Below are 14,964 nucleotides of genomic sequence, written 5' to 3'. Positions count from 1 at the left end.
GACTACACCCACGTCCGGGGGCGGTAACGGTTGGCCCGTTCCACCAGCTCGATCCTCTCCTCGCCGCCGGGCGCCAGCCGGGCCAGCGTGCGGTAGGCGCGCTCCAGGCCGAAGCGGAGGCCCCGCTCGTCCAGACCGCTGCCCAGCAGCACCCGGCCTCCGGCGGCGGGCCCGGTGCCCTGGCCCCCGGAGAGTATCCAGTCCAGCGCACAACCGAGCACCTCCGCCGACAACAGCTCGCGCCGCGCCGGGTCCAGGCCGTACGCCTGGAGTGCCTCGACCTGACCGGCGGCGGCCGTCAGGTCGTCCAGGAACGGTACGTCACCCGCGCTCGCCGTGCGCTGTCTCAGCCGGGCCCGGACGGCGGCGACCCGGGCGGCCGTGTAGTGGATGGAGGACTCCGGCACCGATTCCAGCGTCGTCACGGCGCCCCGCCGGTCCCCGGCGGCCAGCTGCACCCGGGCCAGCCCGAACGCGGCGCTCACGAAGCTCGGGTCGGTCGTCCACACCAGGCGGTAGTACTCGGCCGCGTTGTCCAGCTGGCCCAGCACCTCGGCGCACAGGCCGAGCGCCAGCTTGGGCGCGGCCTCGCCGGGGAAGGCGTCGTAGATCGCGTCGAAGGCGAGCGCGGCGTGCTCGAAGTCCCCGGTGACCAGCGCGGCCACGCCCCGGTACCACACCACCCGCCAGTCGTCGCCCTGTTCCTCGTCCAGCGTGGCCAGGCTCATCAGCGCGCCCTGGTGGTCGCCGCTCTCCAGCCGGGCCCGGATCTGCCGGAGCCGGGTCTCCACGGTCTGCGCGGGCGCCGCCGCCAGCGCGCTCATCAGCTCGGCCGGCGCCGAGGCCATCAGGCCCGCCAGGAAACCGGCGCTGGGGTCGTTCGGGTCGACCAGCGGGACCGGCAGGGCGAGCGCGGCGGCCGGTGTGTCGACGGGCTTGACCAGGGCCGGCGGGGGTGGAGCGGGAGCGGCGGGAGCCTTCCGCGGCGGCCGGGCGCCCAGCCGGGACACGTCCCCGTGCAGCGGGGGGAACAACTCCGTGTCCGTGACCTTCGTCTCGGGCCCGAACAGCGTCGACAGCGCGGGCCGCGCCCGCCCGGTCTGGAGCGAGACGACCTCGCGCAGCACACCCGTCAGCTGCTCGGCCATCTCCTGCGCGGAGGCGAACCGGCGGCCCGGGTCGGGGTCGGTGGCGCGCACCAGCAGCCGGTAGAAGGACTCGTAGCGGCGGAAGACCTCGATGGTGTCGGGGTCGGGCAGGCAGTCGGCGTAGACGTTGGTGTAGCCCTGGAAGTCGAAGGTCAGCACGGCGAGCGTGCGGGCCACCGTGTAGAGGTCGCTGGCCACGGACGGGCCGGACTCGGCGACCTCCGGGGCCTGGTAGCCCACCGTGCCGTAGATCGCCGACTCGTCGTCGTCCATCCGGCGGACCGCGCCCATGTCGATCAGCTTGAGCTGGTCCTCGGTCTGGATGGCGTTGTCGACCTTGAAGTCGCAGTACAGCAGGTTCCGGCTGTGGAGATGGCCGAGCGCCTCCAGGGCCTCGATGCCGTACGCGCACGCCTGTTCCACCGGCAGCGGGTCGCGGCGGCCGTCGGGCGCCCGGCGGGCGTTGGCGATCTCCTTCAGGGACTTGCCGCCGACGTACTCCATGACGATGTAACCGTCGAGGGAGCCGGTGCGCTGGTCCAGGTGTTCCACGAAGTTGTAGATCCGCACGATGTTGGCGTGCTCGATCTCCGCGAGGAACCGCCGCTCGGAGATCGCCGCGGCCATCGCGTCCTGGTCGCCGGTGTCCAGCAGGCCCTTGAGCACCACCCACCGGTCGGAGACGGCCCGGTCCACCGCCAGGTAGATCCAGCCGAGCCCGCCGTGCGCCAGGCAGCCCGCGACCTCGTACTGGCCGCGCACGATGTCCCCGGCCCTCAGCTTGGGCACGAAGGAGTACGGGTGCCCGCACTTGGTGCAGAAACCTTCCGTGCGGCCCGGCCGGTCACCCCGCGCCCGGCCGACCGGCGCCCCGCAGTCCGACCGCGAGCAGAACCGCTTCCGCTCCGGCACCTCCGGGTTCTCCAGCACCATCGCGCGCGGGTCGGGCCGCGGCACCTGCGGCACCGAGACCAGCCCCGCGCCCAGCCGCCCCCGCGAGGAGGCCCCGGACGACGAGCCCGAGCTGCGCACCGACACCGAGCGGCCCGTGGGCTTCCCGGACAGCGACCGCGACAGCCGCCCGGACACCGAGCGGCGCGACCTCGACGACTGCGAGGACGTGCGCGCACTGCGAGAGCTGCCGCTGTCGGACGCCCCCCGGGCGACCCCGGTGGGCGGCGAGCCCACCATGCCTCCCCCGGAGGGGGGACCCCCGGCCGAGACGACCGGCGCGAGACCGCACGTGTCGCAGTACAGCTCGCCGCCGCCGACGTCCTCGTACGTCCCCTCGCAGCCCGGCCGCTGGCAGTTCTGCCCCGGCTGACTCATGACTCGTCCCCCTTACGGTCCTCCGGCGCGCTCGCGCTGCCGAGCAGCTCCGCCGCCGCCTGCTGGTAGCGCAGCACGGCCTGCTCGGCCACGCGCAGGTCGCAGGGCGCGCTCCACAGCATGCGGCGGGCCGCGTCGTACCGCTCGACCAGCAGCGGGTCCTCCGCGAGACCGTGCCGGGCGACCTTCGCCTTGTACGCGTCGAGCCGGCCGCGCAGCTCGGCGCGGACCGCGAGCGGCGCGGTGACCGCGGTCAACGACTCGCGGGCGCGCAGCAGTTCCTCCTCCGCCTTCTCCTCCAGCGACTCCAGCAGCGGGGAGAGCCGGTGCCACTGGGCCTGCCTGCGGTACTCGGCCGCGGTCGCCAGCTGCTCCTGGAGCGCGGTCGGCGGCCCGCTCACCACCGGCACCTCGGTCGCGGCGATCTTGGCCAGCACCTCACCGCGCGCGGTCCGTGCCTCGGCCAGCGTGCGGTCCGCGCGCGAGAGGACGTCCCGCAGCCGGATCAGCCGCGCCTCCGCATCCTGACGGACCGTCAACACGGCGTCGATCTCCCGGCGCACGTCCTCCAGGGCGCGCGCCTCACGGTCGTACACCGTCGTGTCCGGACGTCCGCCGCCGGGCGCCGAACTGCCCCCGGCCGGCACCCAGAAGGCGAGCGGGTCGCAGACGACGTCCTCGCGCAGCCTGGTCAGCGTGCGGGTGATCCGCTCCAGGTCGTCACCGGCCGGGTGTTCGCCGGGGCGCACCCCGACCGAGTGCGCGAGCTGCCGGGTGCGCTGGAGTTCCGCGGCGAGTAAATCGATCCGCGCGGGCAGCGCCGACCAGACCGCGTCGGCGGCGACGATCATGTCCAGGCTCGTCGCGTACAGCTCGTTCATCCGGTCCACCAGCGCGGACAGCGAGAACGTCTCGCTCAGCCTGCCCGTCCCCCCGCCGGGGACGGTCACGGACTCGCCGCGCAGCAGCTCGGTCAGCTCCGCCAGGTCCTCCCGGCTGGACCAGCGGCGCCGGGCGCGGATCTCACGGGCGCCGCGCAACGCGGCCGTGTAGGCGTCGAAGTACGCCCACAGCCGGGTGATCCGCTCCTCCGTGGCCTGCCAGCGCTCCTTGGTGACACCGGTCAGCTCCGCGCCTTCGAGGAGTCTGCGGCCCGCGTGGTCCTGGAGGGCCAGCAGCGAGGTCTCGATCGCCTCGTGTTCCTGGCCGAGCCGCGCCAGCGCACGGTCCACCTCGTCCCGGTCCATCACCGGCCCGGCGGGGTCCGTGACGCCCATCGATCACCTCTCGCTTGCTGTCTGTTCCGGTCGGTACGGCTCAACTGCCGTGCCGGTACCGCGGCGCGGGCGGCTTCGACGCGGCCGAGTCCTTGCCCAGTGTCGCCGACAGCCAGTCGTCGTACGACGTCTGCCAGCCGTGTGCGCGGTAGTCCACCAGAACGCGGTTGACCCGGCGTACCAGATCGCCTGCGTCCTTCTTCATCGCCACGCCGTAGTACTCGGTCGTGAACGGCTCGCCCTTCAGTGCGACGGTCGGGTCCTGCGCGGCCTGGCTGGCGGCGAGTGCGCCGTCGGTCACCACCGCGTCCACTTCGCCGAGTTGCAGCCGGACCAGGCAGTCGAGCTGGTTGGGCACGGTGGTGGAGATGTCGGTGGTGGCGGGCAGCCGGCCGCCCTTCCTGTCGGCGTCCAGCTTGGCGTGGGCGGTCGAACCGGCCGCCGTGCACACCTTCTTGTGCGCCAGTGAGCCGTCGTAGCCCGTGATCCGCGCGGACCTGGGGGCGAGGACCTGCTGGCCGGTCTTGAAGTAGGGCGCGGAGAAGGCGACCTGCTTCAGCCGGTCACAGGTGATCGTCATGGTGCGCACGACCATGTCGACGCGTCCGTCCTCGACCGCCGGGATGCGCTGGTTGGTCGGTATGGCCTTGAACTGCACCGCCTCCGGGTCCCCGAGGATGTCCTCGGCGATCCGGTGGACGAGGTCGATGTCGAAGCCCTCCAGCTGGGCGCCCTCGGTGTTGGGGTTGCGGTAGCCCCAGCGGTAGCTGTTCTGGTCGACGCCGACGATCAGCTTCCGCTTGGCGCCCGTGCGTGCCTTGATCGCGTCGATCGTCGGGCCGTCCGCGTCCGACGGCGCCCATGTCTGCTCGTGCGCCTCGGCGTCCACGCACCCGTCGGCGCGGGCCTGGGTGCCGGTGGCGACCTTCTGCCCGGCGCGCTGCGGGTCGTCCGGCGTCCGCTGGGTGCACGGCAGCAGCAGGACGAACGCCAGCGCCAGCGCGCACAGTACCGCCATCGCGGCGACCCCGCCCCAGCCCCGCAGGGCGGACCGCGCACGGCTCAGGTCCATCGCCTTGCCCCCTATCGCCTTGCCCCCTGTCACCGGTACTCCGAAAGTCTGCGGCCGATGCCGGCGACGGCGCCGGCCGCGCCCAGCACCGCGAGGACGGCGGCGCCCTCCGGCAGCCCGGTCATCGCGTCCCGCCCGTCCCCGGCCGCCCGCTGGAACTCGGCCCGCTCATGGTCGATGGCCCGGGCGAGACTGCGGTCGACGCCGTCGAAGCACTCGGCGGTCGCGCCCTTCGCGCCGATCACCTTGTCCAGCGCCTGCTGGTAGTTGCCGTTCTCGTCCTCGGCGCGGGCCGCGGAGTGGCGCTGCTTCCACACCGCCATGTCGCCCTCGGCCGCCTTGACCGGCGCGGTGCCCTCCTGGTCGTCGGCGAGCCGCGACGCCTCGGTCAGCCCCTTGCCGAGCACGGCGATGTCCTTGTCGAAGTCGCGGTAGTAGGCGTCGTACGTCGTGCCGTCGACCGTGACGGTCTCGGCGCCCCGCGCCACCAGGCTGAGGTTCTCGTTGCCGCGCGCCTTCAGGGAGGCGATCCGGGCGTCGTGGAGCACGTTGAGCGAGCGGATGCCGTGCTCGTACGAGCCGTCGAGCCCCGACCGGGCGACGGCGTGGCCCACGACCAGCCACAGCAGGGCGACGGTCGTCGCGGCGCTGGCGGCGACCAGACCGTGGTTGAGGACGCGGTGGGTGCGCCGGTACATGCGGTGCTGGGCCCAGCCGAGCGCGGCCAGCGCGAGCAGCCCGAGGCCGATGGCGATCCACGGGTACGGCGTCGCGTCCGCGTAGTCGGCGTCGAGCCGGCGGTTCTCCGTGGTGTAGAGAGCCTCCGCCGCCGGGAGCATCTCCTTCTGCATCTTCTCGTTGGCGTACCGCAGGTAGGCGCCGCCGACCGGATAGCCCTGCCGGTTGTAGGTCCGGGCCCGCTCGACGAGGCCCTTGTACTCGGGCAGCAGCCGGTTCAGCTCGGTGATGGTCGTCTCGGACGCGGAGCCGGGCTCGGCGTTGGCGGCGGCGGTGACGAGTCCGGCGGCGGCGGTGCGGATGTCCTTCTCGTAGCGGTCCCTGGACCGGGCGTTCTCCTGCCCGCCCGCCAGGAACCCGCTGGAGGCCGCGGTGTTGGCGTCGGCCAGCGACCGGTAGATGCCGGCCGCGCCGGAACTGAGCGGCTGACTGTGGTGCAGCACGTCGTCGGCGGCGGCCGAGCGGGCGCTGGTCTGCCAGGCGGTGACCGTCCCGAACGCGACGACCAGCAGCGCCAGGACGGCACCGATGATCCGCAACCGCCCCGGCTCGGTCGTCGCGGCGGCCCGCAGCCGCTCGGCACCCTCCGCGAAGGCGGTCCGGCGCGCGGGCGGCACCTGAGGACCGACGGCCGCGGGGAGCCCGGGCGGCCCGGGCTGAGCGGGGATGCCGGGGACACCGGCCGACCCGGCCGGCGGTGGCGCCGCGCTGCTCTTCGGCGGGTGTGTCACTCGACCTCCCCCATGGTCATCCGTACGCCGCCCAGTATCACCGCCCGCACTGACATTCCGCACCGGCCTTCACTGGATCTTGATCGGATCGCAGCGCGCCCCGGGGGCGCGTACCGGCGGGCGCACCACCCCCCGTGCTGGAACACGCTGGTGACGGGGGATCGGTTCCCTGGGCGGCGGGCCGGCCGGGGACGGCCTTCACGGCTCGCGGTGCTCGTGGGCGGCCTGTTCCAGGGCTGCCGCCTCCTCCTCCGCCAGCCGGGTCTCCGCCTCCACGTCGATCGAGCGGGTCAGCCACCAGTACAGGAGGGCGCTGACGGGGAGGCCGACGAAGAGGGAGATGTCGGCGCCGCCCAGCGCCCTCGCGGCGGGACCGAGGAACAGGGTGCCGACGGAGAAGAACGGGACCATGGCGGCGAAGCCGACGAGGTAGGCGATGATGCCGTGCCGGCCCCAGCGGCCGTAGACGCCGTGCGGGTTGAAGATCTCGGCGATGGCGTAGTGCCCGCGGCGCACCACGTAGTAGTCCATGAGGTTCACCGCGGTCCACGGGATGAACAGGTAGAGCACCAGGAGCAGGAAGTTCTCGAAGTTCGCCAGGAAGTTCGACGTCGCGGCCAGCGCGCCGACCAGGGAGAGCGCCGCGGTGAGGCCGAGGGTGACCAGCCGCACGGCGAGCGTCGGCCGGACCCGTCGGAAGGAGTCGATGGCGCTGATGAGCGTGAGTGACCCGCCGTACATGTTCAGCGCGGTCACCGAGACCAGGCCGAGGGCCGAGAACAGCAGCACGACGGCGCCGAACCCGGTGAAGACCTTGTCGCCCGCGGAGTCGATCGCCGGGATCGTCCGGAAGGTCTTCGGGCCCGCCCAGGCCGCCAGCAGCGCCCCGAGCACCATCAGCCAGATGCCGCCCAGCGCGGAGCCGAAGTAGGTCCAGTAGAAGGTCTTGCGGACGGTCACGTCCGGCGGAAGGTAGCGGGAGTAGTCGGAGACGTAGATGGCCCAGCTGATCTGGTAGCCCGCGACCACGCCGAACTGCGCGAGGAACGGCGTCAACCGGAAGCCGCCGAGGTCGAAGGAGCCCGCCGGGTAGTGCAGGGTGACCAGGACGCCCACGGTGAAGATCCCGAAGATCACCAGGAAGGCGTACGTCAGGACCCGCTCGGCCTTGTGGATGATGTCGTAGCCCACGAGCGCGATGACGAGCGCGACGACGGTCACCACGACGACCCACAGTCTGACGCCGCCGTGCAGCGTGGTGTGCAGGGAGTCGGCGGCGAGGATGCTGTTGAAGACGTTGAACCCGGCGTACTGCACATAGGCGAACAGCCACACCAGCAGCGCGCCGACGTAGCCGAACTGGGGCCGTGACTGGATCATCTGCGGCAGCCCGAGCTGGGGGCCCTGGGCGGAGTGGAAGGCCATGAAGAAGGTGCCGATCACGGTGCCGGAGACGATGGCCAGCAGTGACCAGAGGAGGTTGCCGCCCTGGGTGATGCTGACCAGCCCGACCGCCAGGGTGGCGATCTGCGCGTTGGACATGAACCACAGCGGGCCCAGATGCCAGAGCTTGCCGTGCCGCTCGTCCAGCGGGACGTAGTCGATGGACCGGACCTCCAGACCGGACACTCTTGGCCCGGCTGATGTGCTCATGACGCCTCCCGAGGTCGGGTCCGCACCTGTGGTCACATTGTTGCCCCGCTCCGCCCCCGGGACGACTCAGGATCAGCCCGCCTCCCAGTAGCCCCGAGCCCGCTCCCGCGCCCCCGCGTCCGCCCCCAGCCGGTCCAGGCCCAGCAGTGCCGCTCCCAGGACCGGGCTCGCCGTCACCACGCGGACGTCGGCCTTGGGGGCGCGGGCCGCCAGGAGGGCGCGGACGGTGTCGTTCAGCTGGGGGTGGCCGGCGGTGAGGACGCTGCCGCCGAGGAGGACCGGGGCCTCCTCGTCCAGCAGGTCCAGGCGCGTCAGGGCGACCGTGGCCATCACCGTGACCTCCTCCGCGAGCCGGGTGACGATCGAGCGGGCCACCGGGTCGCCGTCCGCCGCCGTGGCGAACAGGACCGGCGTCAGCTCGTGCCGGCGGTCGTGGTCCACGTGCTCCAGGTGCAGGGCCTCGATGAGGGCGTACATGGTGGGCAGGCCGAAGTGCGCGGGCAGGGTCCGGGCCAGGGAGGTCGGACCGCCGCGCCCGTCCTCCGCGCGGGCCGCGTGCCACAGGGCCTCCTCCGCCAGGCCCCAGCCGCCGCCCCAGTCGCCGGAGATACGGCCGATGGCCGGGAAGCGGGCGGTACGGCCGTCGGGCCGCATGCCCACGCAGTTGATGCCCGCGCCGCACACCACCGCCACCCCGCGCGGTTCGGCGACGCCCGCGCGCAGGATCGCGAAGGTGTCGTTGCGGACCTCCACCGACGCGCCCCACGCGCGCGCGTGCAGCGCGGTCGCCAACTGCTCCTCCTCCACCGGGAGATCGGCGTTGGCCAGGCAGGCCGCGACATGGCTGACGGAGGTGACCCCGGCGTCCGCGAACGCCCGGGCCACCGGTTCCGCCAGCGCGTCCAGCGCCGCGGCCACGCCCACCGCGGGCGGGCGGAAACCGCCGCCGCGAGCCGTGGCCAGTACCTCCCCGGCGGCGGTGACCACGGCCACGTCGGTCTTGCTGTTGCCCGCGTCGATGGCGAGGACCGTCAGGGGGTCAGGTGCGGTCAGGCCCACGCGAGGTGCTCCCGGTTGTGTGCGATCAGCTGGTCGGTGAGGGCGTCGGCGTACGCGTACTGGCCGATCAGGGGGTGCGCCAGCAGCGCGCGGAAGACGCGGTCCCGGCCGCCGCGCAGGGCCGCCTCCAGGGCCAGGTCCTCGTACGCCGTCACGTTCGCGATCAGCCCGGAGAAGAGCGGGTCCAGGTCGGGGACCGGGAGCGGGACCGGGCCGGCCGGGCCGACCGCCGCCTGCACCTCGATCACCGCGTCGTCCGGGAGGAAGGGCAGCGTGCCTCTGTTGAGCGCGTTCACCACCTGGTAGGGGCTGCCCCCTCCGCCCAGCAGGGCCGCCGCCAGGTCCACGGCGGCCTCCGAGTAGAAGGCACCGCCCCGCTTGGCGAGCAGGGCCGGCTTCTCGTCCAGCGCCGGGTCGCCGTACATCGCCAGGAGTTCCCGCTCCATCGCCGCCACTTCGGCCGCCCGGGAGGGCTTCGTGCGCAGCTCCCGGACGACCTCGTCGTGCGCGTAGTAGTAACGCAGGTAGTAGGAGGGGACGACGCCGAGGCGGTCCAGCAGGGGACGGGGGAGGCGGACGTCGTCGGCGATGGCCCCGCCGTGCTCGGCCAGGAGCTTCGGCAGGACGTTCTCGCCCTCCGGTCCGCCCAGACGCACACCGGTTTCCCAGGTGAGGTGGTTCAGGCCCACATGGGCCAGGTGCACATCCGCCGGGGCCGCGCCCAGCAGGGCCGCGAACTTCCGCTGGAAGCCGATCGCCACGTTGCACAGGCCGACCGCCCGGTGCCCGGCCTGGAGCAGGGCGCGGGTGACGATGCCGACCGGGTTGGTGAAGTCGATGATCCACGCGCGCGGGTTGCTGCGGCGGACCCGTTCGGCGATGTCCAGGACCACCGGGACCGTGCGCAGGGCCTTCGCCAGGCCGCCCGCGCCGGTGGTCTCCTGGCCGACGCAGCCGCACTCCAGCGGCCAGGTCTCGTCCTGCTGGCGGGCCGCCTGGCCGCCGACGCGCAGCTGGAGCAGGACGGCGTCGGCGCCGTCGACTCCCGCGTCCAGGTCGGACGTCGTGACGATCCGGCCGCCGTGGCCCTGCTTGGCGAAGATCCGCCGGGCCAGGCCGCCGACCAGCTCCAGGCGGTCCTCGGCCGGGTCGACCAGGACCAGTTCCTCGATGGGCAGGGCGTCCCTGAGGCGGGCGAAGCCGTCGATGAGTTCCGGTGTGTAGGTCGAGCCGCCGCCGACCACGGTGAGTTTCATAGCCAGTTCAACCCTTTACTCCGGTGAGGGTGACGCCCTCGACGAACGCCTTCTGGGCGAAGAAGAACACGAGGATCACGGGGGCCATGACCAGCACGGTGGCGGCCATGGTGAGGTTCCAGTCGGTGTGGTGGGCGCCCTTGAAGGACTCCAGGCCGTAGGACAGCGTCCAGGCGGCGGGGTTCTCGGACGCGTAGATCTGCGGGCCGAAGTAGTCGTTCCAGGCGTAGAAGAACTGGAAGAGGGCGACCGCGGCGATGCCCGGCTTCGCCATGGGCAGGACCACCCGCAGCAGGGTGCGCAGGTCGCCGCAGCCGTCCACCTTCGCCGCGTCCAGGTACTCGTTCGGGATCGTCATCAGGAACTGGCGCAGCAGGAAGATGGAGAACGCGTCCCCGAACGCCATCGGGACGATCAGCGGCCACAGCGTGCCCGACAGGTCCAGCTGTTTCGCCCAGAAGAGGTACATCGGGATGACGACCACCTGCGGGGGCAGCATCATCATCGAGATCACCAGCATGAGCGACAGGTTGCGGCCCCGGAAGCGGAACTTGGCGAGCGCGTACGCCACCGGGATCGAGGACACCACGGTCAGCAGGGTGCCGAGACCGGCGTAGAGCAGCGTGTTCTTCCACCAGGTGAGGAAGCCGGGCGTGTCGAAGACCTTCCGGTAGTTGCCCCACTCCCAGGTGTGCGGGATCAGGTCCCGGCTGAGCGCCTGGCTGTCGCTCATCAGCGAGGTCAGGAACACGAACACGAACGGGAGCGTGAAGAACAGCGCGGCGGCGACGCCGAGCGAGTGGACCGCGATCCACTCCAGCACCGCCCGGCGGCGGGCGGTGCGCTCGGCTCCGGTGACGAGCGGCGCCGGCTTCACCGGCTGGTCCAGTACCTGGGTCATGGTCAGTCACCTGCCTGGATCAGGCCGCCCCGGCGCCGCATCAGCAGCGCGGTGAACGCCATCGACAGGGCGAACAGCACCAGCGCCACCACACACGCCGAGCCGTAGTCGAAGCGCTGGAAGCCGAGGTTGTAGACGAGCTGGGGGAGGGTGAGCGTGGACTTGTCGGGGTAGCCGGGCTCGAACTGGGTGCCGGCGCCCTGGATCACGCCGGAGGCGACCTTCCCGGCGACCAGCGGCTGGGTGTAGTACTGCATGGTCTGGATGACGCCGGTGACGACGGCGAACATCACGATCGGGGAGATGTTCGGCAGGGTCACGTAGCGGAAGCGCTGCCAGGCCGAGGCGCCGTCCAGCTCCGCCGCCTCGTACTGCTCCGTCGGTACGTCGAGCAGCGCGGCCATGAAGATGACCATCAGGTCGCCGACGCCCCACAGGGCCAGCAGGGTCAGCGCCGGCTTGGACCACGTGGGGTCGTTGAACCAGCCCGGCGCCGGCAGTCCGGTCTTCTCCAGGATCGAGTTCACCGGGCCGGTGCCGGGGTTGAGCAGGAACGCGAAGGCCATGGTGGCCGCGACCGGCGGGGCGAGGTACGGCAGGTAGAACAGGGTGCGGAAGACACCCGTACCGGTTTTGATCTTCGTGATGAGCAGCCCGACGCCCAGCCCGAAGACCACCCGCAGGCTCACCATGATCACGACCAGCCAGAGCGTGTTGCGCAGGGCGGGCCAGAACAGCGGGTAGTGCTCGAAGACGTACGTCCAGTTCTTCCCGCCGCTCCACGTCGGCGGCCGGAAGCCGTCGTAGTGCATGAAGGAGAAGTAGACCGTGGAGATCAGCGGGTAGGCGAAGAAGACCGCGAAGCCGATGAGCCACGGGGACATGAAGGCGAGCGTGCGCAGGGCCGAGCGCCGGCGTTTCGACGCGAGGGTCACGGCGCTCATCACTTGGCCTGCGCGATGTCCGTGTCGATCTGCGCGGCCGTCTTCTTCAGCCCGGCCTTGAGATCGGTGGCCTTGCCGCTCTCGTAGTCGTAGCCGAACTGCTGGATCGTCACGAGGTACACACCGCCGTTGAGGGAGGCGGGAGTCGTGGTGGAGTGCGGGTTGGCGGCGATGTCCAGGAAGGTCTTGAACCGGGGGTCGTACTTCAGCTTGGGCGACTTCAGCGCGGCCAGCGTGGAGGGCACGTTGTGGATGTCGTTGGCGAAGCCGACCACCGCGTCCGTGTTCGTGGTCATGTACTTCACCAGTTCCCAGGCCGCGTTCCGCTTGTGGCTGGTGGCGGCGATGCCCGCGATGGTGCCGGTGATGTAGCCCTTGCCGTACTGGTCGGCCTGGTCGTCCGGGACCGGCAGCGGCGCGACCCCGATCTCGAAGTCCGGCTTCGCCTCCTCGGCCATGCCGAGCCGCCACTCGCCGTCGAGCTGCATGGCGACCTGGCCGGTGTGGAAGGGGTGCTTGGGGCCCCACTCGTCGCCCAGCGTGGCGCGGAACTTCTCCAGCTTCCGGTATCCGCCGAGTTCGTCCACGAGCTTCTTCTGGAGCGTGAAGCCCTTTTCGAAGGCGGGGTCCTTGGCGAGGTTCGACTTGCCGTTGTCGTCGAAGTACGTCGGCGAGAACTGGCCCAGGTAGTGCTCGGTGGTGGACTCCCAGCCGTGGTAGTTCGGCATGAACCCGAGCTGCTTGTACCCGTCGCCCTGGGGGATCGTCAGTTTCTTCGCGTCCGCCTGGAATTCGGACCAGGTCTTCGGCGGGTTCGCGATGCCCGCCTTCTTGAACGCCGTCTTGTTGTAGTAGAGCCCGTACGCGTCACCGAGCAGCGGCACCGTGCAGCGGTTGCCGTCGAACTGGGTGTACTCGTTCATCGGCTTCGGGAACGTCTTCTCCGGGTCGATCCCGGACTTCTCGAAGAACGGGTTCAGGTCCACCAGCGCACCCGAGGAGCAGAACTTGCCCACGTTGTTGGTGGTGAACGACGAGATCACGTCCGGGGCCTTCTCGCCGCCCGCGCGCAGCGCCTGGTTGATCTTGTCGTCGGTCATGTTGCCGACGATGTTCACGTGGATGTTGGGGTGCGCGTGCTCGAAGCCGGCGACCAGGGACTTGACGGCCTTCACCTCGTTCGGCGCGCTCCAGGCGTGCCAGAAGTTGATCGTCGTGTCCTTCGAGGGATCGTCGGTGGCACCGGAGTCGGACTGGCCGGTACACGCGGCGGTGAGGAGCACGGCGGAGGCAGTCAGGGCAAAAGCCGCTTTTCGGGCGACTTCGGGTATGGCTGTGGGCATGGCGAGGTCTCCCAGGGGGACGGGGGCAGGGAAAGGAGGGGGCGCTCAGCGCGAGGTGTCGAAGACTTCGTCGCGGGTGGCGGCGAGCGCGGACTCCAGCGCGCCGCGCAGCACGGGATGTTCGTGGACGTCGCCGACGACCAGCCGGGGCCGGGCCGCGGCCAGCTCCTCCAGCTCGGCCTGGACGAGGGCGCGCAGCACCTCGCCGCCGGCCGTCAGGGCGGAGCCGCTGAGGACGACGAGTTCGGGATCGAGGACGGAGACGAGCGAGGCGAGACCGGTGGCCAGCCGGGTGGCGTAGGCCTGGAGCAGTTCCCGGTGCGGGCCGCTCGCGTGGTCGGCGGCGCGGGCGACGAGCGTGGTGGCGGCTTCGGCGTGCGGCCCCGACGGCACGTCCTCGACACCGAGTTCCCGGGCCAGCCTCGGCAGGGCCTGGGAGCCGGCCAGCTCCTGGTAGCCGCCGCTGTTGGCCTTGGTGACCTGCCGGACCAGCGGGGTGCCCGGTACCGGCAGGAAGCCGACCTCGCCGGCGCCGCCGGTCCAGCCGCGGTGCAGCCGGCCGCCGAGGACCAGGGCGGCGCCGAGGCCCTCCTCGTTCCACAGCAGCACGAAGTCCGCGTGGCCGCGGGCCGCGCCGAGCCGCTGTTCGGCGATGGCGACGAGGTTGACGTCGTTCTCGTACTCGACCGGCATCGGCAGGGCCGCCGCGAGGTCGTCGAGCAGCGCGGGGGAGTGCCAGCCCGGCAGGTGGGAGGCGTAGCGCAGCCGCCCGGTGTTGGGGTCGAAGGCGCCGGGCGTGCCGATGACCAGCCGGTGCACGTCGGACCGGGCGAGCCCGGCGGCCTTGACGGCGCCGTCGAGGGCGTCGGTGACCTGCTGGACGACGGGGTGCGCCGGGCGCCGGCCGGGGGTGGGCAGCTCGTACTCGCCGACCGTGCGGCCGGTGATGTCGGCGACCGCGGCCCGGATGCGGTGCGGGGTGACGTCGAGCCCGGCGGCGTACGCGGCTGCCGGGTTGACCGCGTACAGCTGGGCGTTGGGGCCCGGCCGGCCCTCGCTGGTGCCGGTCACCCGGACCAGTCCGGCCGCATCCAGGCGGGCCAGCAGCTGGGAGGCGGTGGGCTTGGACAGGCCGGTGAGCTTGCCGATCCGGGTGCGCGACAGCGGCCCGTGCTCCAGCAGCAGGTCCAGGGCGGCGCGGTCGTTCATGGCGCGCAGGACGCGCGGGGTGCCCGGCGTACCGGCGGTTCCTGCCATGGGGGTCGACACCTGCCTTTCCAGCCGCCCAGCTTTTCAGTGACCTGGGCATGACGTCCAGTCTTGATCAACGGCCGCCCGGGAGATCACTGTTAGGAAACTTTCCTATTGGGGTGGGAGGAACGTAAGCCGAGGACGAAGGGGGCGTCAATAGACAACGCCCCCGAGGCAACAGAGTCGTTACCTCGGGGGCGCTGCGGTACGCGGTGGCGTGCACGGGGGGTGCGGTACGGCAGGAGGCGCGGCTGACCGGTGT

General features: G+C 71.9%; 11 protein-coding genes. All 11 read right to left on the bottom strand.

Annotated features, from left to right (window positions below; genetic code table 11):
• Window positions 1-2: 2 nt before the first annotated feature.
• On the bottom strand, window positions 3-2,477 hold the full coding sequence (locus tag AB0L21_RS22920) for a tetratricopeptide repeat protein (RefSeq protein WP_365786031.1): 2,475 nt from the start codon (window positions 2,475-2,477) through the stop codon (window positions 3-5).
• The gene (locus tag AB0L21_RS22915; RefSeq protein WP_365699847.1) at window positions 2,474-3,754 is read right to left on the bottom strand and encodes a hypothetical protein; all 1,281 of its coding nucleotides are present in this window, start codon (window positions 3,752-3,754) and stop codon (window positions 2,474-2,476) included. Before AB0L21_RS22915 ends, AB0L21_RS22920 begins: the two co-directional genes overlap by 4 nt.
• Before the next feature lie 40 nt (window positions 3,755-3,794).
• On the bottom strand, window positions 3,795-4,826 hold the full coding sequence (locus tag AB0L21_RS22910; RefSeq protein WP_365699982.1) for a glutamate ABC transporter substrate-binding protein: 1,032 nt from the start codon (window positions 4,824-4,826) through the stop codon (window positions 3,795-3,797).
• Window positions 4,827-4,855: 29 nt separating this feature from the next.
• Window positions 4,856-6,181, bottom strand: coding sequence for a hypothetical protein (locus tag AB0L21_RS22905; RefSeq protein WP_365699984.1), 1,326 nt, complete (start codon window positions 6,179-6,181; stop codon window positions 4,856-4,858).
• 312 nt (window positions 6,182-6,493) lie between these two features.
• A complete protein-coding gene (locus AB0L21_RS22900) occupies window positions 6,494-7,948 on the bottom strand; it encodes a cytosine permease (protein ID WP_365786029.1) in 1,455 nt (484 codons plus the stop codon).
• 72 nt (window positions 7,949-8,020) lie between these two features.
• Window positions 8,021-9,007, bottom strand: a complete 987-nt coding sequence (locus AB0L21_RS22895) for a BadF/BadG/BcrA/BcrD ATPase family protein (protein WP_365786027.1) — start codon at window positions 9,005-9,007, stop codon at window positions 8,021-8,023.
• Window positions 8,998-10,263, bottom strand: a complete 1,266-nt coding sequence (locus tag AB0L21_RS22890; protein ID WP_365699854.1) for a 6-phospho-beta-glucosidase — start codon at window positions 10,261-10,263, stop codon at window positions 8,998-9,000. Before AB0L21_RS22890 ends, AB0L21_RS22895 begins: the two co-directional genes overlap by 10 nt.
• A 7-nt stretch (window positions 10,264-10,270) precedes the next feature.
• Window positions 10,271-11,164, bottom strand: coding sequence for a carbohydrate ABC transporter permease (locus AB0L21_RS22885; RefSeq protein ID WP_365786025.1), 894 nt, complete (start codon window positions 11,162-11,164; stop codon window positions 10,271-10,273).
• A 2-nt stretch (window positions 11,165-11,166) separates the two neighbouring features.
• Complete coding sequence (locus AB0L21_RS22880) at window positions 11,167-12,108, bottom strand: sugar ABC transporter permease (RefSeq protein WP_365786023.1); 942 nt, start codon at window positions 12,106-12,108, stop codon at window positions 11,167-11,169.
• Window positions 12,108-13,451 (bottom strand): ABC transporter substrate-binding protein, encoded by a 1,344-nt coding sequence (locus AB0L21_RS22875; protein WP_365699860.1) that lies wholly within the window; start codon window positions 13,449-13,451, stop codon window positions 12,108-12,110. Before AB0L21_RS22875 ends, AB0L21_RS22880 begins: the two co-directional genes overlap by 1 nt.
• Window positions 13,452-13,496: 45 nt before the next feature.
• The gene (locus tag AB0L21_RS22870) at window positions 13,497-14,708 is read right to left on the bottom strand and encodes an ROK family transcriptional regulator (protein WP_365786022.1); all 1,212 of its coding nucleotides are present in this window, start codon (window positions 14,706-14,708) and stop codon (window positions 13,497-13,499) included.
• Window positions 14,709-14,964 lie beyond the last annotated feature (256 nt).

The organism is Streptomyces sp. NPDC052721 (assembly GCF_040678315.1).
Lineage (GTDB): Bacteria > Actinomycetota > Actinomycetes > Streptomycetales > Streptomycetaceae > Streptomyces.
Note: the sequence above shows the minus strand (reverse complement) of the source record. Positions and strands in the feature narration are given on the sequence as shown.